Annotated in this window: 22 protein-coding genes; 14 read left to right on the top strand and 8 right to left on the bottom strand. The window is 34.7% G+C overall.

Annotated elements, in window-relative coordinates; all coding sequences use genetic code 11:
• Positions 1–96: 96 nt before the first annotated feature.
• The 9 genes from aceB (at position 97) to FNJ88_RS02160 (ending at position 10,568) form a co-directional block, all read left to right on the top strand.
• Positions 97–1,674, top strand: a complete 1,578-nt coding sequence (gene aceB / locus FNJ88_RS02200; RefSeq protein WP_143851532.1) for a malate synthase A — start codon at positions 97–99, stop codon at positions 1,672–1,674.
• A gap of 304 nt (positions 1,675–1,978) precedes the next feature.
• Positions 1,979–3,265: an isocitrate lyase gene (aceA, locus tag FNJ88_RS02195; RefSeq protein WP_143851531.1), complete on the top strand. Its 1,287-nt coding sequence runs from the start codon at positions 1,979–1,981 to the stop codon at positions 3,263–3,265.
• 407 nt (positions 3,266–3,672) lie between these two features.
• Positions 3,673–4,119, top strand: coding sequence for a 6-pyruvoyl trahydropterin synthase family protein (locus tag FNJ88_RS02190; protein ID WP_143851530.1), 447 nt, complete (start codon positions 3,673–3,675; stop codon positions 4,117–4,119).
• A 96-nt stretch (positions 4,120–4,215) separates the two neighbouring features.
• Complete coding sequence (locus FNJ88_RS02185) at positions 4,216–4,980, top strand: UDP-2,3-diacylglucosamine diphosphatase (protein WP_143851529.1); 765 nt, start codon at positions 4,216–4,218, stop codon at positions 4,978–4,980.
• Positions 4,981–5,074: 94 nt separating this feature from the next.
• Complete coding sequence (gene uraH, locus FNJ88_RS02180) at positions 5,075–5,488, top strand: hydroxyisourate hydrolase (protein WP_143851528.1); 414 nt, start codon at positions 5,075–5,077, stop codon at positions 5,486–5,488.
• Positions 5,489–5,598: 110 nt separating this feature from the next.
• Positions 5,599–6,078, top strand: coding sequence for an IS200/IS605 family transposase (tnpA, locus tag FNJ88_RS02175; protein ID WP_143851527.1), 480 nt, complete (start codon positions 5,599–5,601; stop codon positions 6,076–6,078).
• Between the two features lie 2,066 nt (positions 6,079–8,144).
• A complete protein-coding gene (locus tag FNJ88_RS02170) occupies positions 8,145–9,188 on the top strand; it encodes an acyl transferase (protein WP_143851526.1) in 1,044 nt (347 codons plus the stop codon).
• A gap of 12 nt (positions 9,189–9,200) precedes the next feature.
• Positions 9,201–9,731, top strand: a complete 531-nt coding sequence (locus tag FNJ88_RS02165) for a hypothetical protein (protein WP_143851525.1) — start codon at positions 9,201–9,203, stop codon at positions 9,729–9,731.
• 114 nt (positions 9,732–9,845) lie between these two features.
• Entirely contained in the window at positions 9,846–10,568 is a 723-nt protein-coding gene (locus tag FNJ88_RS02160) for a DUF4230 domain-containing protein (RefSeq protein WP_143851524.1), read from the top strand.
• A gap of 33 nt (positions 10,569–10,601) precedes the next feature.
• On the opposite strand, the gene FNJ88_RS02155 is transcribed toward FNJ88_RS02160, so the two are convergent.
• From FNJ88_RS02155 to pfkA, 3 genes are all read right to left on the bottom strand, one after another.
• Entirely contained in the window at positions 10,602–11,411 is an 810-nt protein-coding gene (locus tag FNJ88_RS02155; RefSeq protein ID WP_410495257.1) for an oxygenase MpaB family protein, read from the bottom strand.
• 810 nt (positions 11,412–12,221) lie between these two features.
• Positions 12,222–13,226 (bottom strand): type I glyceraldehyde-3-phosphate dehydrogenase, encoded by a 1,005-nt coding sequence (gap, locus tag FNJ88_RS02150; protein WP_143851522.1) that lies wholly within the window; start codon positions 13,224–13,226, stop codon positions 12,222–12,224.
• A gap of 33 nt (positions 13,227–13,259) precedes the next feature.
• Positions 13,260–14,246 (bottom strand): 6-phosphofructokinase, encoded by a 987-nt coding sequence (pfkA, locus tag FNJ88_RS02145; protein WP_143851521.1) that lies wholly within the window; start codon positions 14,244–14,246, stop codon positions 13,260–13,262.
• Positions 14,247–14,433: 187 nt separating this feature from the next.
• On the opposite strand from pfkA, the gene FNJ88_RS02140 reads away from it, so the two are divergent.
• The 4 genes from FNJ88_RS02140 (at position 14,434) to FNJ88_RS02125 (ending at position 19,249) form a co-directional block, all read left to right on the top strand.
• Entirely contained in the window at positions 14,434–14,760 is a 327-nt protein-coding gene (locus FNJ88_RS02140) for a hypothetical protein (RefSeq protein ID WP_143851520.1), read from the top strand.
• A gap of 93 nt (positions 14,761–14,853) precedes the next feature.
• Complete coding sequence (locus FNJ88_RS02135) at positions 14,854–17,238, top strand: TonB-dependent receptor (protein ID WP_143851519.1); 2,385 nt, start codon at positions 14,854–14,856, stop codon at positions 17,236–17,238.
• 12 nt (positions 17,239–17,250) lie between these two features.
• Positions 17,251–17,808 (top strand): hypothetical protein, encoded by a 558-nt coding sequence (locus FNJ88_RS02130; RefSeq protein ID WP_143851518.1) that lies wholly within the window; start codon positions 17,251–17,253, stop codon positions 17,806–17,808.
• Positions 17,809–17,914: 106 nt separating this feature from the next.
• Positions 17,915–19,249, top strand: a complete 1,335-nt coding sequence (locus tag FNJ88_RS02125) for a trigger factor (RefSeq protein WP_143851517.1) — start codon at positions 17,915–17,917, stop codon at positions 19,247–19,249.
• A gap of 72 nt (positions 19,250–19,321) precedes the next feature.
• Here the strand turns inward: FNJ88_RS02125 and FNJ88_RS02120 are convergent, their stop codons facing one another.
• From FNJ88_RS02120 to FNJ88_RS02110, 3 genes are read right to left on the bottom strand one after another with little or no spacing between them, the layout of a single operon-like run.
• Positions 19,322–19,966, bottom strand: coding sequence for an MgtC/SapB family protein (locus FNJ88_RS02120; RefSeq protein WP_143851516.1), 645 nt, complete (start codon positions 19,964–19,966; stop codon positions 19,322–19,324).
• A gap of 24 nt (positions 19,967–19,990) precedes the next feature.
• Positions 19,991–20,575 carry a DUF3109 family protein gene (locus tag FNJ88_RS02115; protein WP_143851515.1) on the bottom strand — a complete coding sequence of 195 codons (585 nt, stop codon included), beginning with the start codon at positions 20,573–20,575 and terminating at the stop codon, positions 19,991–19,993.
• A gap of 5 nt (positions 20,576–20,580) precedes the next feature.
• Positions 20,581–21,486, bottom strand: a complete 906-nt coding sequence (locus FNJ88_RS02110) for a DUF6427 family protein (protein WP_143851514.1) — start codon at positions 21,484–21,486, stop codon at positions 20,581–20,583.
• Between the two features lie 42 nt (positions 21,487–21,528).
• Between FNJ88_RS02110 and FNJ88_RS02105 the strand changes: the two genes are divergently transcribed.
• A complete protein-coding gene (locus tag FNJ88_RS02105) occupies positions 21,529–21,762 on the top strand; it encodes a hypothetical protein (RefSeq protein WP_143851513.1) in 234 nt (77 codons plus the stop codon).
• A 78-nt stretch (positions 21,763–21,840) separates the two neighbouring features.
• Here FNJ88_RS02105 and FNJ88_RS02100 read toward each other — a convergent pair whose 3' ends face one another.
• Positions 21,841–22,275 carry a universal stress protein gene (locus FNJ88_RS02100; protein WP_143851512.1) on the bottom strand — a complete coding sequence of 145 codons (435 nt, stop codon included), beginning with the start codon at positions 22,273–22,275 and terminating at the stop codon, positions 21,841–21,843.
• Positions 22,276–22,333: 58 nt separating this feature from the next.
• Positions 22,334–22,942 (bottom strand): fumarylacetoacetate hydrolase family protein, encoded by a 609-nt coding sequence (locus FNJ88_RS02095; RefSeq protein ID WP_143851511.1) that lies wholly within the window; start codon positions 22,940–22,942, stop codon positions 22,334–22,336.
• Positions 22,943–23,004: the final 62 nt, after the last annotated feature.

Raw genomic sequence — 23,004 nt, 5'->3', positions numbered from 1 at the left:
CGCATAATAAATTTTGAATAAATTTGGCGAACGTTCGCTATTAGTGAAAGTTTTTTGCTTATGTTTGTCTCACCAAATCATTAAAGTTTATACAAAATGGAAACGGCAGCACAATTTCAGATAATACCCGAAGAACAATACAGCGATATTTTTACTGCAGAATTAATGACTTTCTTAATGGAACTTCATGTGAAATTTAATAATGAAAGAATTGGCCTTCTTCAGTTCAGAACAATGAAACAAATCGAGTTTGATCATCGTCAACTTCCGAAATTTTATCCTGAAACTGAAGATATTAGAAATGGAAATTGGGTTTGTAATCCTTTGCCAAAAGATTTACTTGATCGCCGTGTCGAAATTACAGGACCTGTAGAAAGAAAAATGGTGATCAATGCTCTGAATTCTGGCTCATCAACTTTTATGGCAGATTTTGAAGACAGCAATTCTCCGACTTGGAAAAATTGTATGGATGGACAAAGAAACCTTTCAGATGCGATTAACAGAACCATCAGTTTTGAAAATGAGAATGGAAAAAAATATGAATTGGGTGAAAACTTAACAACGCTTTTGGTTCGTCCGCGAGGTTTACATTTAGAGGAGAAAAATATTGAATTTAATGGTGAAAAGGCATCTGCGTCTCTAATTGATTTTGGAATCTACTTCTTTAGAAATGCTAAACAACTATTGGAGAACGGAAGCGGACCTTATTTTTATTTGCCAAAATTAGAATATTATCAGGAAGCAAAATGGTGGAACGATGTTTTTAAATTCTCTCAGGATTATTTAGAAATTCAACAAGGAACAATAAAAGCAACGGTTTTAATTGAAACAATCACAGCTGCTTTCCAACTCGATGAAATTTTATATGAATTAAAAGAACACAGTTCTGGTCTGAATTGCGGACGATGGGATTATATTTTTTCCTACATCAAAAAATTCAGAAATCTACCAGAATTTCTTGTTCCAGATAGAGATCAAGTAACCATGACTTCTCCGTTTATGAGTGCCTATTCCAAAAGAGTGATTCAAGTTTGTCACAAGAGAAATGTTCACGCCATGGGCGGAATGGCCGCACAAATTCCTGTTAAAAATAACGAAGCAGAAAACGAGATCGCTTATGCTAAAGTTCGTGCCGATAAAGAAAGAGAAGTTAAAAACGGTCACGATGGAACTTGGGTTGCGCATCCAGGATTAGTTTCTGTCGCAAAGAAAATCTTCGATGAATTTATGCCGACATCAAATCAAATTGATCAAAAATTCGAAGACTACCATATATCAGAAGAAAACCTACTTGAAATTCCAAAAGGAACGATCACTGAAAACGGTGTCAGAAAAAATATCAATGTCGGAATTCTTTACATCGAATCTTGGCTAATGGGAGTTGGAGCAGCAGCCTTATATAATTTAATGGAAGATGCTGCAACGGCAGAAATCTCCAGAACTCAAATTTGGCAATGGCTAAAAAACGAAGCGAAATTGGAAGATGGAAGAACCTTAATGCCCGAAATGGTTTTACATTGGCAAGAAGAAGAATTAGAGAAAATCAAAAATCATGTGGGTGAAGAACGTTACAACAATGGAAAATTCCAATTAGCAACTGAACTTTTTGATGATCTTATTCTCAATGATAATTTCGCAGAATTCCTGACTTTGAAGGCGTATCAATTCTTATAAGAGCCAAGTAAAAAGTAAAAAGAGACAAGTGGAGTTTAGTCGCGACTTGTCCCAATCTCTAAAACAATAGAAAAAATCATGGAGTTTTTCAACCATAAAAGTCACAAAAGAGCAGGATTAAAAGCAAGGCAAAAGTCTAAAAAAGGTGAATGAACAATTACCCTTCGCTAAATGATAACGCCTTTGCAAAGGTAATTTCAGAAGTTTATTAAAAAAAATCTTTGCGTTTCGATGGCTATCGGGATTGCGTTGAGATATACTCTAAAACCTAGAACCTAAAACCCACAATCTAAAACCTTAAAATATGAACAAGCAAGAACAAATCCAGCAACTGGAAAAAGAATGGTTAGAAAGCCCAAGATGGAATGGTATCAAAAGACCTTATTCCGCAGAAAAAGTACTGAAACTTCGAGGATCTTATAAACTAGATTACACGATCGCTAAATTAATGTCGGAGAAATTATGGGATAAGTTAAACAATCAGGATTTCGTAGCAGGATTGGGAGCCCTAACCGGAAACCAAGCCGTACAGGAAGTTGATGCGGGTTTAGAAGCAATATATCTTTCAGGTTGGCAAGTTGCAGCCGATGCGAATTTGAGTGGTGAAATGTATCCCGACCAAAGTTTGTATCCTGCGAATTCAGTTCCTTCTGTGGTGAAAAGAATCAATAATGCGTTGTTGCGTGCAGATCAAATTCAAACTGTAAATAATGTAGAGGAAGCTAATCGTAAAGAATACTTAGTTCCAATTGTTGCTGATGCCGAAGCAGGTTTTGGTGGAAACTTAAACGCTTTTGAATTGATGAAACAAATGATTGAAGCTGGAGCAGCAGGAGTTCACTTCGAAGATCAATTGTCTTCTGCTAAAAAATGTGGTCATTTAGGTGGAAAGGTTTTAGTTCCAACTCAAGAAGCGATTAATAAATTAGTTGCTGCACGTTTAGCAGCCGATGTTTGCGGAGTTCCTACCGTTTTGGTAGCAAGAACCGATGCTGATGCTGCAGATTTATTGACTTCAGATATCGATGAGAGAGACCATAAATTCGTGACTGGAAAAAGAACAACAGAAGGTTTCTATGAAGTAAACAATGGGGTAGAGCAGGGAATCGACAGAGGTTTGGCTTATGCGCCTTACGCTGATTTGATCTGGATGGAAACTTCAAATCCCGATTTGGATTATGCGAGAAAATTCGCAGAAGGAATTCATGCAAAATTCCCGGGAAAAATGTTAGCGTATAACTGTTCACCTTCTTTCAACTGGGCTGCGAAATTGTCTGTTCCCGAAATGGAGACCTTCCGTGAAGAATTAGCGGCAATGGGTTACAAATTCCAATTCATCACATTGGCTGGCTTCCATGCTCTAAATACTTCAATGTTCGAATTGGCTTTGGCTTACAAAGAAAGAGGAATGGCGGGTTACAGCGAATTGCAGGAAAGAGAGTTTGCATTGCAATCCAAAGGTTTCCGCGCGGTGAAACACCAAAGTTTTGTCGGAACTTCTTATTTTGATGAAGTTCAAACTGTCGTAACGGCTGGTAAATCTTCCACAAATGCGTTGGCTGGTTCAACTGAAGCAGAACAGTTTCATTAATTAAAAACACAGATTCTCTATATTTTTAAATTGTTAGAATTTCCTTCCCATTTTTTGAGAGGGATTTTTTTTGTGGGCGTGTCTTTCACTACTGCTTTGCCCTCCGTTAAAAGAGCACGCTTTCCGTTGCAAACGAGGAACGAGTTTCGACGATTCAAATAAAAAATATAAATATTTGAGTCAATCTTTTTTGAGACAAAAAAGGATTTCCATTGCAATCGCTCACGTAATATCGCAATCTTTATAAAAACTTGAAAAATAAAAAAAATGTGTTGTCCTTTGCTAAGCGAAGCGCCTTTGCGACCGTAATTGTAGAACGCTTTAAAAATAATTTCTTTGCGTCATTGCGTTAAAAACCTAATCACCGAATTAATCATAAAAGTTGAAACTTTCTTTATCTTTGCACCATGATACGAATCACCAAAATTTTCACTTTCGAAACCGCTCACGTTCTCTACAATTACGATGGCAAATGCAAAAATATGCACGGACATTCCTACAAATTATTTGTTACGGTAAAAGGAAATCCGATCAATGATTTAGACCATCCAAAAAACGGAATGGTGGTAGATTTTGGCGACATCAAAAAAATTGTAAAATCAGAAATCCTCGATGTTTGGGATCATGCCGTCATGCTGAATGGAACTTCACCGCATAAACAATTGGGTGAAGACTTAGAAAATCAAGGTCACAAAGTCATTTATTGCGATTACCAACCGACGTGCGAAAATATGTTGTACGACATTGCAACTAAAATAAAAAAGCAACTACCAGAAACAGTAAGTTTGGCTTATCTGAAACTTCACGAAACCGAGAACTCTTACGGAGAATGGTTTGCAGAAGATCAAGTTTAATTTGAAAATTTGTCGATGAGATAATTTGATAATTATTACTTCAAATTTTATATTTATCATCCGAAACTTAAAATCTACTACCTATTGCCTTTCAATATGAAAATCAATTTAGAACAAAATAAAAAAGTCTATTTCGCTTCTGATCAACATTTTGGTGCACCAACGCCGAAAGAAAGTAAAGTTCGCGAAGAGAAATTCATCCGTTGGCTGGACGAAATAAAAGCTGATGCTCAGGTTTTATTTTTGATGGGCGATCTCTTCGATTTTTGGCATGAGTGGAATCACGTCATTCCAAAAGGTTATGTTCGGGTTTTAGGAAAATTAGCAGAGTTGAAAGATTCAGGAATTGAACTTTTTATGTTCGTCGGAAATCATGATCTGTGGATGAAAAACTATTTCGAAGAAGAAATAGGATGCAAGGTTTTTTTCGACAAACAGTATTTTGAGATCAACGGAAACAATTTTCTACTCGCTCATGGAGACGGTTTAGGTCCTGGTGATAAAGGATATAAAAGAATGAAAAAAGTCTTTACTAATCCTTTGGCACAATGGGCTTTCAAATGGTTGCACCCCGATATTGCTATGAAAATTGCGATCTATGCGTCCACCAAAAACAAGATGATTTCTGGTGAAGAGGACAAAGAGTTCTTAGGGGAAGACAAAGAATTTTTAATTATTTATTCTAAAGAAAAACTCAAAACAGAGAAAATAGATTATTTCGTTTACGGTCATAGACACTTACCTATGGTCTTAGATTTAGAAAATGGAAAAGCAAAGTATATCAACCTAGGTGACTGGATTTCCTATTTCACTTATGGTGAATTCGGTAATGAATTTGAGCTAAAATCGTTTGAAAATTAAAAAGTTTAGGCACTATTGTTGAGTAAGAGAATCGACGTGAAATCAATATCATTTTCGGTTAAAATTACTTCAAACAACAATCTAGATTATCATCATGAAAAATTCATTTATCGCACTTATCTTCGTGCTTATCTCTGCATTTGCCTTCGGACAGAAAAAAGAAGTTACTTACCAATTATCGAGTCACATTCTTGACGTTTCTAAAGGAATGCCTGCGCCAGGAGTTACGATTAAACTGGAAAAATTTAATGACGCTGAAAAAATCTGGACTTCTGTAGAAGAAAAAGTAACCGACAAAAACGGTCGTATTCCTGATTTTTTACCAAATGACAAATCAAACTTAGGGATTTACAAACTGACTTATTATACCAGTGAGTATTTCAAAAAAATGAATACTGAAAGTTTTTATCCATGGGTTGAAGTGGTTTTCCAAATTACAAATGCTGATCGCTATCACGTTCCGATTACGCTTTCTGCTTACGGTTACTCAACGTATAGAGGAAACTAAAACTGGTTTTTCTTCAATTAAAATTTTCAGGCGAAATTCGAAATTTTGAATTCCGCTTTCCTTTTGGAAATTTTGTACTTTTAATGACGAACTATTAAAAGGAAAAAATCATGAGCTCCGGAACCTTTTCTCAAATCTATATTCAAGTTGTTTTTGTCGTTAAAGGAAGAGAGAATCTTTTGAAGAAAACTTTTAGAGATGAAGTTTTTAAATACATGAGCGGGATTGTAAAAGCTAAAGGGCAAAAAAGTATCATTATTAATGGTGTTGAAGATCATGTTCATCTTTTTATTGGGTTAAAGCTAAGCATGAGACTTTCCGATCTGGTGAGAGATGTAAAAAATAATACGACCAATTTTATTAATGAAAAACGATTCGTAATGGGACGATTTTCTTGGCAGGAAGGTTACGGTGCATTTTCTTATTCTCAGTCGCAGATCGACAATGTTTATCGATATATTTTAAATCAGGAAAGGCATCATCAAAAAAAGAGTTTTAAAGAAGAATATATAGAGCTTTTGGAGAAGTTTAAGATCGATTATAAAGAAGAATTTTTGTTTGAGTTTTATGATGAAGAAGGAATAGAATAGGCCTGCTTTTAATGATTAAGCCGCTTCACGATTTAGATTTCTTTCGTTCTTGTTTAAGAATTCTTTCACGCCTTCGGCGTTGAGGTGTTTTTCTTATACAATGTATGTTATAATTATTTCACCGCTTCGTGGTTTAGGTTTCCTTAGGTTCTGTTTTTAGGATCATTTCACCGCTTTGCGGTTCAGATGTCGCTTGAGTTTTGTTTTACAATGATGTCACGCCTTCGGCGTTTGTGTATTTTTAGGTAGTTTTTGTGGTTATTTCACCGATTTGCGGTTTAAGTTTCCTTAGGTTTTGTTTTAGAATTTATTCACCGCTTCGTGTTTAGGTTAACTTTGGTTCTATTTTAGAATAATGTCACGCCTTCGGCGTTTGTGTGTTTTAGGTAGTTTTTAGAATCATTTCACTGCTTTACTGTTCCAGATTGTCACTTGAGTTTTGTTTTATAATGATGTCACGCCTTCAACGGTTGTGTGTTTTTAGGTAGTTTTTATAATTAATTCACCGCTTTAAGGTTCCAGATTGTCACTTGAGTTTTGTTTTACAATGATGTCACACCTTCGGTGTTTGTGTGTTTTTTAGATAGTTTTTAGAATCATTTCACTGCTTTACGGTTCCAGATTGTCACTTGAGTTTTGTTTTGCAATGATGTCACGCCTTCAGCCTTTGTGTATTTTTTAGGTAGTTTTTAGAATTATTTTAAGCTTTTGGTGTTTGGGTGTTTCTTAAGTAGTTTCTAGAATCAATTCACTGCTTCGCGTTTCGGTTAAATTTGGTTCTATTTTAAAATAATGTCACGCCTTCGGCGTTTGTGTATTTTTTAGGTAGTTTTTAGAATCATTTCACTGCTTTACGGTTCCAGATTGTCATTTGAGTTTTGTTTTATAATGATGTCACGCCTTCAACGGTTGTGTGTTTTTAGGTAGTTTTTATAATTAATTCACCGCTTTAAGGTTCCAGATTGTCACTTGAGTTTTGTTTTATAATGATGTCACGCCTTCGACGGTTGTGTGTTTCTAGGTAGTTTTTATAATTATTTCACCGCTTCGCGGTTCAGATGTCACTTAAGTTTTGTTTTACAATGATGTCACGCCTTCGGCGTTGACGAGTTTTTATTTGAAACTTTCTTATAATCATTTCACACCTTCGGTGTTCAGATATTATTGGCAGAAATTTCGGTTACATTTATTTCATAGCTTTGCGGTTCAATTTTCTTTCGGTTTTGCTTTTTAAAATCATGTCACACGTTTAGTATTGAGAAGTTTTTTTATTTGACACTTCTTTAGAATTATTTCACCGCTTCGCGGTTTAGGTTTCCTTAGGTTCTGTTTTTAGAATCATTTCACCGCTTTATGGTTCCAGATTGTCACTTGAGTTTTGATTTAAAATGATGTCACGCCTTCAACGGTTGTGTGTTTTTAGGTAGTTTTTATAATTATTTCACCGCTTCGCGGTTCAGATGTCGCTTGAGTTTTGTTTTACAATGATGTCACACCTTCGGTGTTTGTGTGTTTTTTAGATAGTTTTTAGAATCATTTCACTGCTTTACGGTTCCAGATTGACACTTGAGTTTTGTTTTGCAATGATGTCACGCCTTCAGCTTTTTGTATTTTTTAGGTAGTTTTTAGAATCATTTCACTGCTTTACGGTTCCAGATTGTCATTTGAGCTTTGTTTTACAATGATGTCACAGCTTCAACGTTTGTGTGTTTTTAGGTGGTTTTTAGAATCATTTCTGCTTTACGGTTTCAAATGTCAATTGAGTTTTGTTTTACAATGATGTCATGCATTCGGCGTTTAAATATTTCTGACTAAATAATTTTATTGGATACTGTAAGGCTTCCTTTGCTTAATTCCGAAGGAATGTTATTATTCTAATATCATCAATAACCGCAGCTGAACACCGAAGGTGTGAAATTGTTTTCAGCACCATATATTATCATTTAAACAGATAAGGAGTGACATTTTCTAACATCTATTTTAAGATTTTCTCAACTTCAAGATTTATTATTCTTGCTGTTTTCATTTTCTCTTCATCTTATTTATCAGTATTTTTGCAACCTATTATGAAGAGTATTTTTCAAATCAAAACCGAAGCAGAATTCCAGCAGAAATGTCTGGAAACTTTTCAATATCAATATAATAACATCGAAGTTTACAGAAAGTTTGTAGACTATTTAAATATCAGTCCAAACGAAATTCAGGAAGTGGAAAAAATTCCTTTTTTACCGATTGAAATGTTTAAAAATCACACTCTTTTAGATAAAAATAAAAAGACAGATTTGTTTTTCCAAAGTTCTGGAACAACTCAGATGAATCTTTCGAAACATTGGATTGCTGATGAATCATTGTATCATGATAGTATTGAAAAGAGTTTCATGCAATTCATTGGGAATCCAGAAGACTATATTTTCCTCGGATTGTTGCCAAGTTATCTTGAAAAACAAAATTCGTCCTTAATATATATGGTAGATTTTCTAATGAAGAAATCGGGAAAACCTGAGAATGGATATTTTCTTTACAATCACCAAGAATTATTCGAGTTACTCAATCAACTTTCAAAGGAGAATAAAAAAGTAATTCTTTTCGGGGTTTCTTTTGCTCTTTTAGATTTTCTTGATTTCGCAGAAACCAATCATCACATCGTCACATCATCAGATGAACTCATCATTATTGAAACAGGAGGTATGAAAGGTCGCAAGCAAGAAATGACGAAAGATGAGTTGTTGGCGATTTTTCATAAAGGTTTCGGAACCGACAAGATTTACTCAGAATATTCTATGACTGAATTGCTTTCTCAAGCTTATTCTTTAGGTCAAAATATTTATGAAAGTCCAAACTGGATGCGCATTCTCATTAGAAATATCGAAGATCCTTTTTCTTACGTGAATGATGGAAGAAATGGCGCCATCAACATTATTGATTTAGCAAATCTCCATTCCTGTAGTTTTATTGCGACACAAGATTTGGGTAAAATTCTGGTGGATTCTGAGATTCTTCGACAAGCTCAGAATGACAAAACTATGGACGAAATAAATTCAAATCAGTTTCAAGTCTTAGGAAGAATTGACCATTCTGATATTCGAGGTTGTAGTTTATTGGTTTCTTAAACTTTAAATAAGATGCTGAAAGTAGAAGAACTAACCTATAATTATATTTCCAAATTTTGTGATTTTGAAAAGGATCTGGTTTTGACGAATCACTTTCATTCTGATTGGGAAGCTGATATTTTAATTATCAATGAAGACGGTTTCAGTCATGAATTAGAAATTAAATTTTCGAAAGCGGACTTTAAAAATGATTTCAAAAAACAATATCAAAATCAGAAAACCAAAGAGAAATTTCTGAAACACGATAAGATTTCCTGTGGCGATTATCCTTGTAACCAGTTTAGTTTTCTATTGCCGCAAGGAATGATCGAGCGAGACGAAATTCCATTGCATTGTGGAATTATTGAATTTTATCATAATCCGGATTCCTGGAAAACGAGTTTTGATGAAATTAGAAAACCAAAAAGAGTTCACAATGAATCTTTCTGGAAATTATTTGACAAGGATTTGATGCTGAAGATCATGGCGCGAAATCTATTTTATAAAAAATTGGAGGTAAAAGGTAAATTTGAAGAACTCATTTTACCGCCAAAATTTCTTTAGAAGAAATAAAGTTATTAGCGTTTAATTTTAAACCAACACTGGTTAGGTATATTCTCTTGAAGAGTTTTAAAAATACTTTTTTGAAAATTCTTATCTTTACTTAAATACAACAAAATGAACTTTAAAAAATATAAAATTATATTCTGGGCTGTAGGAATATTAATCGTCGCTTTCCTAGGATTTTTTCTATATCAAATGACGCAGAGCCAATCGATTAATTCCATGATGACTTTGGTGATGCTGGTTTTAGGATTGCTTCTTGGTGGCATTATTGCTTACTTGGCTTCCAATAAGATGAGCGCCGCGCCTGTGGTAATTACCGAAAGTTCGCACACCATTGCGGAAAGCATGAGAAAGGTTTTCAAAGTAGTTTCTGCAGAAGGTCACTTTAATGAAATTTACAATTACGAAGAAACGACTAAAATTTTTAATTTTATTCCATCAAAAAAGAAAGCATTGGTTATCGTTCAGGCTAAAGTTTTGGTAGGTTATGATTTTGAGAAATTTCAGTGGGAAATTGATGAAGTCAACAGAAAAGTAAAATTGTTGAACTTTCCCGCACCACAAATCCTTTCCACCGAAACTGATTATAAATATTACAATATTGAAGAACAGTTTTTCAATCTTTTTAGTAAAGATGATTTAGCTAAAATTCAGCAGAATGGAAAACGACAGGTTATAGAAGCAGCGAAAAAATCCCATCTTCCGGAAGTTGCAGCAGAACAAATGCGCACTTTACTAACAGAGCTTCTGGCAGGTAAAAACTTTTTCTTAGAAAATGCGAGTGCTATTTCGGAAAGTAAGAATTTAGCAATTGAATTTGCGGCTACTCAATAATTAATTCCTTAAAGTGAAATACCCGCAAGATGTTTAGTAATGGAAATCTTTCGGGGTATGTTTGATATAATCAGATAAAACTTCTCTTTGCTGAATATCACCCATCATCACTAATTTTTGATATTGAGCTGCATTTCGCAGGTATATTTTTTGAAAAATCTTATTTCCGCGAACCACTATTTTAGGAAAAGCAGCATAAGCCTTAGATGGTTTTGGAATCTGAAGTCTTTCGTTGACTTCTTTGTCCAGTAGAAACCAGTTCATGCTCTGATGCAAATTTTTCAACAATGTGCGTTGAAAAGGATATCTATAAATAGTGTTGTCTAAATTTTCCTGAAGTAAAGCCTGAGCGAGTTGGGTTGAATCATCGTCGCCGGTGTTTTGTAAAGTAGTCCACCAGTAGAATTGTTCCACAGCTTGCTGTCGGTTTTCTGGCAGAAAATTTTCTGGTATTCCGAGTAAATAGCCAATATATTTCCAAAGATGAAATACACCTTTTTCTTCCTGATCAGAAATTTTGATTCCTAATTTTTTTAGTCCTTGCATAAAGACCAATGAAAAACCAGTATAAGTTGCAATCATATCCCAGGAATTGATGGGTTCTCCCCAATTTTCGTGATTCCATTGGTGTTTTTTATCTTTAATTTTCAAACGAGCATAAGAATGCATTAATCTTGTGCGAACGATTAACTGATATGCTTTAGAATTAGGGTGTAAAGCATTTTCTCGAGTAACATGTATCCAAAACTCTAAAGTGTCTTTTAAGCGTTTTACAGCGCCTTTCTTTAAAGCTTCTGTCAAGATCAAAGGTTTGCTAATGTAAGCGAAATCATAACCACCCATTAAAGTGAAGTCTCGTAAAATCATTAAACCGTTTGCTCCTGTTCGCATACAAAATCTCGCACCTTTGTTGGCTAAGTTTTCATGAAACCAATCCGGAACCTTCTGGAGTTGTAAGAATAGATTATGTACGCTTTGCGGTGCGTTATCATTCGAAGTAAGATTGTTTTCTGAGTATTTATGGATGATGGCACTCGCTTCTTTGTAAGGAAGTTTTAGATAAGTGTCTTTTACGGCCTCGTCTCCAAGTTGATCTACTTGATGATAAAGCGGTGCGTATTTTTCAAAAATTTGAATGTCTGGTTTTATCTGAGCCCAATCTAATAATTCTTTCCCATTACCTCTTTCCCAGTAGTTTTTAAAATGTACGGCGTTTTGGAATTTTGGTGTCATAGTTTATTAATCTCGGTAAAAGGTGGATTTTATTTAACGCAATGAAAACAAAGTTTTAATCTTAAATATAACGCAAAGGGAAATTCATTTGACCCTGTAGTAGTTTGCTGATTCCTGTGCGTTAATTACCGTTTTCTTTCTACAAATTTTAAGCCGATTGTTTTTGTTATAACTGCCCCGCAATAGGGATAGCAGTGGAAATCCTTTTTTTTTGGTTGGCTTCCTCTCCTTTGGAGAGATCTGGACTGAGAAAAAAAGATTGCAACGGATAGCCCGACCCGAGTGGTGATGCTGTAAGTCCCCTCTCTTTTGGAGAGGGACTTAGGGAGAGGAAGCGAGGGAATTGCCCAAATTACCGTACAAAAAAACCTCCCGTTTCCGAGAGGTTTATATGAGATGAGTTCAATTGAAATTTTCTGACTACAAAGAAGCAGAATGTACCAACAAATCAGCTAATTTGTTAGAGTATCCCATTTCGTTGTCATACCAAGAAACAATTTTCACGAATTGTGGCGACAACATGATCCCAGCATCTTTATCGAATACTGAAGTTCTTTTTTCACCAACGAAATCCTGAGAAACTACCGCATCTTCTGTGTAACCTAAAATTCCTTTTAGTTCACCTTCTGAAGCAGCTTTCATCGCTTTACAGATTTCTTCGTAAGAAGTTGGTTTCTCTAATCTAACCGTTAAGTCAACTACAGAAACATCCGCTGTTGGTACTCTGAAAGACATTCCGGTTAGTTTTCCGTTTAATGAAGGAATTACTTTTCCTACAGCTTTTGCAGCACCTGTAGAAGAAGGGATGATGTTGTTCAAAGCAGAACGTCCACCTCTCCAGTCTTTCACTGAAGGTCCGTCAACAGTTTTTTGAGTTGCAGTAGTTGCGTGAACTGTAGTCATTAAACCTTCTACAATTCCGAAGTTGTCATGCATAACTTTAGCAATTGGTGCTAAACAGTTGGTTGTACAAGAAGCGTTTGAGAAAATTTTAATATCGTCTGTCAACTCTTTGTGGTTCACACCCATTACAAACATTGGTGTATCATCTTTCGATGGCGCAGAAAGAATTACTTTCTTCGCACCTGCGTTAATGTGAGCTTGAGCAGCATCTTTAGAAAGGAATAAACCTGTAGATTCTACGATATATTCTGCACCAACTTCGTTCCATTTCAAGTTGTTAGGATCTCTTTCTGCGGTTACTCGGATTTTTTTTCCGTTCACTACTAAGTCGTTTCCAGATACAGAAACTTCTCCTTTAAAGGTGCCGTGTACAGAATCATACTTTAGCATATAAGCCATGTATTCGGCATCGATAAGGTCGTTGATTCCTACTACCTCGATGTTTTCTCTTTCAGCCATTGCTCTGAAAACGAGACGGCCAATTCTACCGAATCCGTTGATTCCTACTTTGATTGTTGACATAATTTCTATTTTAAAATTAAATTTATTCTATTATTAAATGGCCAGTATTTCTGAAATTTTCAATAAATCCTGGTCCAGTTCATTGTGTTTTTTAATGGCTTCTTCTATAGACGTGAAAGTTAGTCTGTTCGATTGTAATCCTGCCATCATATTGGTTTTGCCATCCATTAATCCCACAACTGCACCATATCCTAAACGGCTTGCCAAGACACGATCTGCACAACTTGGTGATCCACCTCGCTGAATATGCCCTAGTATGGCCACTCGAATATCATAATCTGGAAAACCGGCTTGAGTTGCTTTTGCAATATCATATATACTTCCTAATTTTTCACCTTCCGCGACTACGACGATACTGGAAGCTTTTCCAGCTTTTTCTGCACGCTCAAATGTGGCGAATAATTCTTCGATACTGTCTTTTCTTTCTGGGATCAAAATACCAATTGCACCAGTAGCCAAACCACTGTTTAAGGCAATGAATCCTGCATCGCGCCCCATTACTTCTACAAAAAATATTCTGTTATGTGATGTTGCTGTATCGCGGATTTTATCAATCGCTTCCATGGCGGTATTCAGTGCCGTATCGTAGCCGATGGTGTTATCAGTACCGAAAATATCGTTATCGATCGTTCCGGGAACCCCGATTACTTTAATGCCAAACTCTTCATTAAAAACTTTAGCTCCTCGGAAAGTTCCATCTCCACCAATACATACAATACCGTCGATGCCATATTTTTGGCAATTTTCAAAGGCTTTTTTTCTTCCTGCTGCAGTTTTAAATTCTAAAGAACGGGCGGATTTCAGTATTGTACCTCCTTCTGTAATAATGTTTTTTACAGATCGAGGCCCCATTTTGGTGAAATCATTGTTAATTAATCCATTAAAACCCTCACGAACTCCGTAACATTCTATTTTATAATGACTTGCAGTACGAACTACCGCTCTCACGGCTGCGTTCATCCCCGGGGCATCTCCCCCAGAAGTAAGAACGACAATCTTTTTTACTGCACTTTCTTTCATAAATAAAAATTTCAGCACAAAATTACGAAATCTCTATCAATTATGTAAGTGTTTAGCACAGAACATTTATCAGCAACCTTATATATAAATATCGTTAATTAAATATTAAAAGGCTGACACCTTATTTTTTTATTCTTTGAAAAATCTATAGTTTTGTAAAATGTTGAGGAAGGTAGAGAGTAAGAAAATGATAGCGACGCTTTTTGCGATCGTTTATCTTTTCGTTGCTTTATTTTCTCAAAATTTCCACGACCATGGAAGTGGTGAAGTTCTTAAGGATTTTCATTTTTCCCAAAAGGAAAAAACATTTAAATCTTCTCAGGTCTATAATTATAGTAATTGTTTGTCCTGTCATGTTTTGCATGATGGTAAACATCTTAATTTTAAGCCTTTTGAATTTTCTACTTATTCTTTTCACGTAAATGTTGATAAGACTTTCAGTCCGAAAAGCAAATCTTTTGCAAGCACCATTACCCATTTTTTTCTTCGGGGACCACCACACTATTTCATTTAAAAATATCCATTACTATTTTGGAGAATTGTTGTTAAAAATCTGATTATCTGATTTTTAACTATTTCTTATTTTTCACTCTTAAAATAATTATAAATGAAATTTATTATAAATATCATTGCAATCTTTTTTGGATTGCTATTCGCTAATGCCCAAAATGCCTTTGTGATCAAAGGAAAAATAATCGACTACCATGATAAAGTTCCCATTAAAAACGCGACAATTACTATTGGTAAGACAACTCAGAAATCCAATGCAGAGGGAAAATTTAGCTTTAAATCTTTACAAAAAGGAAAATATACGCTCATCGCAAATCATCCCGATTGCGATGCTTTTACAGAAGAATTAATTGTCGATAAGGATTTGGAAATCACCATACATCTCGAGCATCATATTGCTGATATAGAAACAATTACGCTCCATGGAAAGCATAAAAATGCGAATTCTCTCATCGTAAAAACATTAGACAGAGGAGATATCGACCGAAATTCTACCGAGAATTTAGGTAATATCTTATCCAGTATTTCGGGTGTTGGAGCTTTGAAAAGTGGAAATAATATTGCGAAACCAATCATCCACGGGTTGTATGGAAGTAGAGTTCCTATTATCAACAATGGCGTAAAAATGGCCGAACAGGAATGGGGCGTTGAACATGCACCGAATATTGACGTTAATCAATTTGATCATGTCGATGTCATTAAAGGAGCATCTGCTTTAAAGTACGGAAGTGATGCGATTGGAGGCGTTGTGGTTTTGGAATCTCAAATTTTTAAAAGAAAAGATACCATCCAGGGAAGTGTCAATCTTGCCGGAATTTCAAATGGTCAAGGAGTTGGACTTGGAGTTAATTTATTAAAAACCTGGGAAAATGGTTGGGCGATAAAAGCGGTAGGTGGATTTAAAAAACTTGGTGATTTGAAAACACCGAATTACAACTTAATGAATACTGGTTTGCAGAATAATTCGTTTGGATTCACTGTTCAAAATAATACTTTCTTACAGGGAATTTCTTTTGATTACAGCGTGACTGACTCTGAGATCGGAATTTATAGAGGATCTGATTTGGGGAATTTAGAAGATTTTTACAAAGCTTTAAATTCAGATATTCCGATTTACGACAGAGATTTTTCCTACTCGATTAATAATCCGAAACAGGATGTTCAGCATCATATTGCAAAGATCTCGGCTTTTAAAAGATTCGAAAATCTTGGGAAAGTTTCTGTTGATTATAACTTTCAATACAATCATAGAAAAGAATATGATGTGAGAAGAGGTGAACTTGCTGAAATTCCGTCTTTAGATTTGGAATTGTTCACGAATCAAATCAATATCAATGATTTTATCGAGCGTCAATACTGGAGTTTAGAAACCGGAATTGATCTGAAATATCAGTTTAATTATTCCACGCCAGAAACCCAGGCGAGAAGATTAGTTCCGAATTATGATCAGTATTCAGGTGGTGTCTATTCTGTTTTTAAATATAAGTTGACACCAGAATTAAATGCAGAAGCAGGATTAAGATATGATGTTGCAAAATATGAAGTTAAAAAATGGTATGACCTAAGCGATTGGGAAAATCTTTACGCCGACCAGTTTTCTCAGTTTTATGTGAAGACCGATGGAAATCGTGTTTTTACCAAACCAAATTTAACCTTCAAGAATTTTTCATTTAATGCTGGATTAGATTATCAGCCTTCGAAAAATTTTGATGTGAAACTGAATTATGCTAAAGTTGGAAGAACGCCAAATATCGCAGAACTTTTTGCCGATGGATTGCATCATTCGGCCGCGATCATCGAAGTTGGAAATATGGGAATGAAAAATGAAGATGGAAACCAATTCAATTTAAATATCGATGGAAAACTGGATATTCTTGATGGTTTAAGAGTTACCGTAAATCCATATTTATTCATTACCAAGAATTTTATCACTGAAGTTCCGACTGGAATCCAAAACACGATTCGTGGTGTTTTTCCGGTTTGGTCTTATAAACAAATTAATGCGCGAATGTATGGTTTAGATGTTGACGCACAGTTGAAACTAAATGATCATTTTGAATATCAGGGAAATTTCTCTTATATCAACGGACAGGATGAAACCAACAATCAACCTTTAATAATGATGGTTCCAACGAATTTCACCAATAGTCTGCAATTCAAAAATGAAAAATGGAAAAGTTTCTATTTCAAAGTTCAGCAACAAACGTTTTTGCATCAAAGTAGATTTCCCATATTTAATCCAACCATTAATATTTTTGAAAATGGAATAGACGTGGAGAAAACTTTAGATCTTTCTACGCCGCCGCCGACTTATACTTTGTGGAGCGTACAGACTGGTTTCGACTTTAATAAACATTTTAAGGTAGGCTTAAATGTGACCAATCTTTTTGATACCAATTATAAAGATTACCTGAACAGAATGCGCTTTTTCTCGTATGAAATGGGCAGAAATATTATTTTTAATATTAAATATAACTTCTAAAATTCTTTAAAAATGAAATCTTTAATTAAACTAAAATATATCGTCTTTTTATTAATAGTTGTCTTTGCAGTGAGCTGCAGCCGCGCTGACGAAGATGATGACGTTCTTTCGCAAGAAGATATTTCAAATATAATTTTAAATGTAAAAGACGACGCCACCGGAATTGTGAGAACTTACAATTACACGGTTAATTCTACAGCAAATCCAGAAATTATATTGACCGACGGAAAAACCTATACTGTAAATGCAGTTTTCTTAAATGGAAACGAAGATGAAACTGAAAGTATCAAAGAAGCAAAAGATGAACATTTTATATTGTTCGATTTTCAAAACTCCAGTATTAATTTGGAAAGAATGGACGATGAATCTTCGACTCGAAGTGATGGGAACAAAGTCGGATTAATAACAAAATGGACCGTTGCCAAAGCAAAAGACGGAGCAAACTCACAATTGGTTTTAACGGTAATCCACGATCCAGTGTCGGTTAGTGAAGTACAAAACGGAAGTGAGTTTGGCAGTATAATCGGTGGCGAAACTGATGCGATGGCCACTTATAGTATTTCTAATTAATATCCATTCAATACAAATAAAGTTAAGGATAGTTAACTTTTTGATCCTTTAAAAAAAATCAAAAAAAAATTCCTATTTTTGCAACCTAAATTTTCAATACATTACAATGAACGTTACAGCGACCAACCATGATGAAGTAAGTGCGTTACTTACAGTTACATTAGATAAGTCAGATTATAAAGATAAAGTTGAAAAACAATTGATCAACTATGCAAAAAATGCACAAGTTCCTGGTTTTAGAAAAGGAAAAGTGCCATTGAGCATGGTGAAAAAACAATATGAAGCGGGAATCGCTTTTGAAGAAATCAACAAACAAGTTTCAGAAGCATTGAATAACTATGTGACTGATAATAAACTGAGATTGGTAGGTCAGCCGGTTCCACAACCAGTTGATTCAATGGATCACAACGCAGAACAACTTTCAGTTGGTTTTGAAGTTGGATACGAACCAGAATTTACAATTGATTTAGCAAAATATGAAGCGCCTCATTATAAAGTAGAAGCGTCTGAAAAAGAAATCAACCAAAGTATCGAAAACATGCAGAAGCGTTTTGCTGAGCAAGTTCCACAGGATGCAATTGGTGATGACACGCATATCGCTTTAGAAATTAGTCAGGTGATTGAAGAAGGTGCAGAAGGTGAGCATAATCATGCACCAAAGAATATCACTATTGAGGCAACTAAAAAAGAAGCTTTCAAATTGGTTAAAGCTTTGAAAAAAGATGAGTCGGTAAAGGTTTCTAAAGCAGATTTAGAAAAAAATGAAGAATTAGCGAAAGAATTAAGCTTTAGTAAAAAAGAATTTGAGCATTTACACCATGATCAAATCGAGGTAAAAGTAAAAGATTTCTTCGGATTGAATTTAGCTGAATTGAATTCTGAATTATTCGATAAAGTTTATGGTGAAGGAACCATTAAAACGGAAGAAGAATTAAAAGATAAGGTGAAAGCTGAATTGGATGAATATTTCCAACAAAATGCAGATGTTCATTTTGTAAATAAGATTTTACAACAAATCAACGAGAAAGAAGAAGTAAAACTTCCGGAAACGTTTTTGATTAAATGGTTAATGTTCAGTAATGAGCAGGTTAATAGTGAAGAACAGGCAAAAGAGATCCTGGAAGCAGAGAAAAATCAGTTGAAATATCAAATCCTTGAAGGAAAATTGATGAATGACAACGAGATCAAATTAGATTATGCTGATGTTTTAGGACAGGCAGAGCAAATGGTTCGTAATCAATTGGCAATGTACGGTATTCACCATTTACCAGATGAAGAGGTACAGAAGTATGCAGCAGAAATGTTGAAAGATCAAGATCAGGTTCGTCAGATCTCTTCTGAAGTTGGAATGGCAAAATTGAAAGACGTTATCCTAGAAAAAGCAACTAAAAAAGAAACCAAAATCTCTCATGATGAGTTTTTGGAAGAATTGAAAAAGTAATTTTCGATAAACCATAAAAAATCCGCTTCAGAAATGAGGCGGTTTTTCTATTTTGATCAAATTCTTAATTTTCTAATAACTAAAAGAATCAATATTTGTATTTTCAATAAGATATGTTTCAAGTTCTTCAATCTGTTTGTTTGTAACATGAAGATCGAGGGTAATGAGAATGAAATCCTCCCTTTTCTCAAGCGCAATTTGATAAGCTACTTTTGATATTTTCTGGATGTCACGCACAATTCCATTTTTTTTCGCAAAATTATCGGCGGAAATTTTAAATTTTAAGATCTTATTGTGATGGTAGGCGAGAATGTTTTTGGTAAGTAGTTTGGCAATGTAAATGATGATCAGGGCTGCAATAAGGAAAGTAAAGGCAATATAGATTTCACCAAATCCAATGGACATCCCAATTGCTGCTGCGATCCATATAATTCCGGCTGTCGTTAATCCATAAACATTAAATCCTTCTTTGAAGATGACTCCAGCGCCCAGAAAACCTATGCCGCTTACGATATAAGACGCAATTCTGGTCGGATCTCCAGTTCCTGCTAATTTGTAAGATAAAATGGAAAAAAGGGTAGAACCTAGACAAATAATCGTAATGGTTTTTAAACCCGCAGATTTATCCTTCATTTCTCTTTCAAAACCAAGTATTAGGCCGGCAATCAGGGAAATGATGGCTTTGTAAATATCTAAAAGTTCGAAATGCTCTGACATTTTTTATTTAAAGGTAAAAATAATTTAGGAACCATATTCTATTTTCCACTCATCTGCAGCATCACACAGAGTCTTGTAAAATTCTTCACCATATTTTCTGATGAGGGGCGTTTTTACGAATTTGTAAATGGGAACTTTCAATTCTCTTCCTAATGTACAGGCATCGCTGCATATTTCCCAACGGTGGTAATTGAAAGCGGTAAATGTTCTATATTCATCAATTCGGATAGGGTATAGGTGGCATGAAATTGGTTTTTGCCAATCCACAGCACCATCTTCGTACGCTTTTTCTATACCGCATTTGGTAATTCCTTTCTCATCAAAAATTACATAGGCACATTCTTTACCTTCCACCATTGGTGTGACATAATCGCCATCATTGGGGTCAATAGCCCACGTTCCTTGCTCTTCTAGTGCTTTCACACCTTCTGGCCGCAGGTAAGGTTTTACTTGCTCAAAAATACGGTCTAAGATCACTGTTTCTTCTTTGTCAAGTGGTGCGCCTACATCACCTGCTACACAGCAAGCGCCTTTGCATTTGCTTAGATTACATACAAATTCTTCAGAGAAAATCTCTTCTGAAATTAATTTATCGTCAATTTGAATCATGTCTTTTAATAAAATTTAAAATAGGTAGAAAGTTTGAAAATAATAAGAAATATAATAATTGCCCACAAACCTATTTCCTTGAACCAGTATTTTCTAGAAAATTTCAGCATTCTGCTCAAAATAATAGAGGAGGGTAAAGCTAATAGTAACAGATACTCATAATTCTTTCCCATGTACATTACAATAGTGATCAATTGTGCCAATGAAAAAACCAGTAGGAACGTATACTTAAATCTGCTGGTCGGGCTCTTCTTTGTAAAGTTGACGAAATGATCGTATAAGGAAAGTATTAAAAGTAAAATAATAGGAATTAGCCAAAGAATATTATCGATATGGGAAATTTTATTAAAACCTGAGAATGGAAAATATGCGGGATTCCACGACTCAAGGTGGAAAAAAAATGCAAGCGTAAAGTAAGAGAGTGCAATGAGGGATATTCCAAAAAATAATCTGAAAATATGAAGCCCAATCTTATCCGAAGTCCCTATGATGTGAAAAATTACGAATATAGCCATGGGCCAGGTGGTTGGTAGAAAGATAAAATTAAAAGCCAAAATTGAACCTACTAAAATGTAAGATGTATTGCGTACCGATACATCATCATTAGTTAACAAAAGAAGTATGATCGAATTGGTGAAAAGTGATACAGCGATGCCAATATCCAGATCACCAGGATAAAGTGCAAAAACGAACACGGTGTATAAAAATAATGGTAGATGAGTTTGATAAGTGAGAGCAATTGCATGAAAACAGAAATATCCAAGGGCTACTCCTGCAAAAGTAATAGCAGCTGAAATTAAATCTAAAGTATTGTATTCTAGAAAGTTAAAGCTTATTACAATTAAAAGAAGAATGCCAATGTAAACAGGAATTGAAAAAATATTGCTTTCTTTAGAAAGTAATCGAAACATTTTTTATAAATTTGTGCAAAGTTAATTTAAAAAAGGAAAATAATGACGTCTTTCTGGTTATTCTTAAGCGGCCTGTTTAAATGGTCTTTCGGTTTATTTGATTTCGCAGGGAATTTTTTAAATTGGATTTTATTCTTTGTTGCAACAGCTCTATTCTGCTATTGGTGCTATGTACTATTTGCAACATTAAGTGGGAATAAGGATAAAGAGTATTTCTCTCCTACAGAAGGTCATCATCCTTATTACGATCCTAGAATTTACAAGAAAGAGAAGTAAATAATTGATACCCGTTTTTACTATAAAAATCCCGAAATTTATTTAATTTCGGGATTTATTATTTTAGCTTGGTGAAATTTAATGAATTGGAATCACTAAAACAGGAACGTGAGATTTTCGAGTTAATTCTTTAGTTAAGCTGCCTACAAATACATCGTACATATTACTTCTGCCGTGGGAACCCATGACAATATATTCCGCCGCTTTTTCTTTTGCATACTCCAAAATTACATCTCCAGCAATCCCTTGTTTTAACAAATGTTCGCAATCAACGCCTTGGGCAATAATTCTCTGTTCCAGGGTGTTGAGTTCTACCAATTCCTGCTTGATTTCATTTTGTTCTATTTCTGGAAAATATTGAAAACCCATATCTCCAATTGCAAAACCAATATCTGTGGGAGCTACGTGAATAAGGCAAATTTTTCCATTTGTTTGGTTTGCAAATTTAATTGCTCCATCAAGCAACTTATCCGTTGCTTCTGAAAAATCTACTGGTAAAATAATGTTTATCATGATTTTTTTATTTGTTATTAAAGTTACGAATATATTCTCATAACATAGTATACAATATTTATTGAATTCTAAGTGAAAAGAGCTTTTTGTCTTCTAAAAACGCATCGAGTTGATCATTTTCAGTTACTTTGCCAACCCCTTTAGGTGTCCCTGTAAAAATAAGATCACCAACTCGTAAGGTAAAGTATTGAGAAACAAAAGCAATAATCTTTTCAGGTGAGAAAATCATCAGTGAGGTATTTCCATTTTGAGCCTCCTCTTTATTTTTTAGTAAAGAGAAATTCATATTTTTAATATCAAATTCATCTTTACTGTAAAATTCAGAGATTACTGCGCTTCCGTCAAAAGCTTTTGATAGTTCCCAGGGTAATCCTTTGGATTTAAGTTCACTTTGTAAATCCCTCGCGGTAAAATCAATTCCCAGTCCAATTTCATCAAAATGTTTACTGGCATTTTCTTCCTGGATATATTTTCCCCCTTTAGAAATTTTCAGGACTACTTCTAATTCATAATGAACATCATTGGAAAATTCTGGAATGTAGAAATCACTTCCTTTTTTTAGAACTGCAGTATCTGGTTTCATAAAAATGACCGGACTAGAAGGGATTTCATTTCCCAGTTCTTGAGCATGTTGTACGTAATTTCTACCGATACAAATTATCTTCATTCTAATGGAATTATATTATACTATTTGAGGTCAGGCATAGAGTTAGGTTTTATTTTGCGATT

It is taken from the genome of Chryseobacterium sp. SNU WT5, from assembly GCF_007362475.1.
Lineage (GTDB): Bacteria > Bacteroidota > Bacteroidia > Flavobacteriales > Weeksellaceae > Kaistella.
This window is presented reverse-complemented; position numbering and strand designations above follow the sequence as displayed.

Excerpts from the sequence above, each read along its gene's own strand:
- gap (WP_143851522.1), bottom strand. The coding sequence starts at position 13,226 with ATGTCAACAATCAAAGTAGGAATCAACGGATTCGGTAGAATTGGCCGT.
- FNJ88_RS02185 (WP_143851529.1), top strand. The coding sequence starts at position 4,216 with ATGAAAATCAATTTAGAACAAAATAAAAAAGTCTATTTCGCTTCTGAT.
- FNJ88_RS02165 (WP_143851525.1), top strand. The coding sequence starts at position 9,201 with ATGCTGAAAGTAGAAGAACTAACCTATAATTATATTTCCAAATTTTGT.
- FNJ88_RS02190 (WP_143851530.1), top strand. The coding sequence starts at position 3,673 with ATGATACGAATCACCAAAATTTTCACTTTCGAAACCGCTCACGTTCTC.
- FNJ88_RS02115 (WP_143851515.1), bottom strand. The coding sequence starts at position 20,575 with ATGATTCAAATTGACGATAAATTAATTTCAGAAGAGATTTTCTCTGAA.
- FNJ88_RS02100 (WP_143851512.1), bottom strand. The coding sequence starts at position 22,275 with ATGATAAACATTATTTTACCAGTAGATTTTTCAGAAGCAACGGATAAG.
- FNJ88_RS02110 (WP_143851514.1), bottom strand. The coding sequence starts at position 21,486 with ATGTTTCGATTACTTTCTAAAGAAAGCAATATTTTTTCAATTCCTGTT.
- FNJ88_RS02155 (WP_410495257.1), bottom strand. The coding sequence starts at position 11,411 with ATGGGTGGTTATGATTTCGCTTACATTAGCAAACCTTTGATCTTGACA.
- aceA (WP_143851531.1), top strand. The coding sequence starts at position 1,979 with ATGAACAAGCAAGAACAAATCCAGCAACTGGAAAAAGAATGGTTAGAA.
- FNJ88_RS02135 (WP_143851519.1), top strand. The coding sequence starts at position 14,854 with ATGAAATTTATTATAAATATCATTGCAATCTTTTTTGGATTGCTATTC.
- aceB (WP_143851532.1), top strand. The coding sequence starts at position 97 with ATGGAAACGGCAGCACAATTTCAGATAATACCCGAAGAACAATACAGC.
- FNJ88_RS02140 (WP_143851520.1), top strand. The coding sequence starts at position 14,434 with ATGATAGCGACGCTTTTTGCGATCGTTTATCTTTTCGTTGCTTTATTT.
- FNJ88_RS02170 (WP_143851526.1), top strand. The coding sequence starts at position 8,145 with ATGAAGAGTATTTTTCAAATCAAAACCGAAGCAGAATTCCAGCAGAAA.
- pfkA (WP_143851521.1), bottom strand. The coding sequence starts at position 14,246 with ATGAAAGAAAGTGCAGTAAAAAAGATTGTCGTTCTTACTTCTGGGGGA.
- FNJ88_RS02105 (WP_143851513.1), top strand. The coding sequence starts at position 21,529 with ATGACGTCTTTCTGGTTATTCTTAAGCGGCCTGTTTAAATGGTCTTTC.
- FNJ88_RS02130 (WP_143851518.1), top strand. The coding sequence starts at position 17,251 with ATGAAATCTTTAATTAAACTAAAATATATCGTCTTTTTATTAATAGTT.
- tnpA (WP_143851527.1), top strand. The coding sequence starts at position 5,599 with ATGAGCTCCGGAACCTTTTCTCAAATCTATATTCAAGTTGTTTTTGTC.
- FNJ88_RS02095 (WP_143851511.1), bottom strand. The coding sequence starts at position 22,942 with ATGAAGATAATTTGTATCGGTAGAAATTACGTACAACATGCTCAAGAA.
- uraH (WP_143851528.1), top strand. The coding sequence starts at position 5,075 with ATGAAAAATTCATTTATCGCACTTATCTTCGTGCTTATCTCTGCATTT.
- FNJ88_RS02125 (WP_143851517.1), top strand. The coding sequence starts at position 17,915 with ATGAACGTTACAGCGACCAACCATGATGAAGTAAGTGCGTTACTTACA.
- FNJ88_RS02120 (WP_143851516.1), bottom strand. The coding sequence starts at position 19,966 with ATGTCAGAGCATTTCGAACTTTTAGATATTTACAAAGCCATCATTTCC.
- FNJ88_RS02160 (WP_143851524.1), top strand. The coding sequence starts at position 9,846 with ATGAACTTTAAAAAATATAAAATTATATTCTGGGCTGTAGGAATATTA.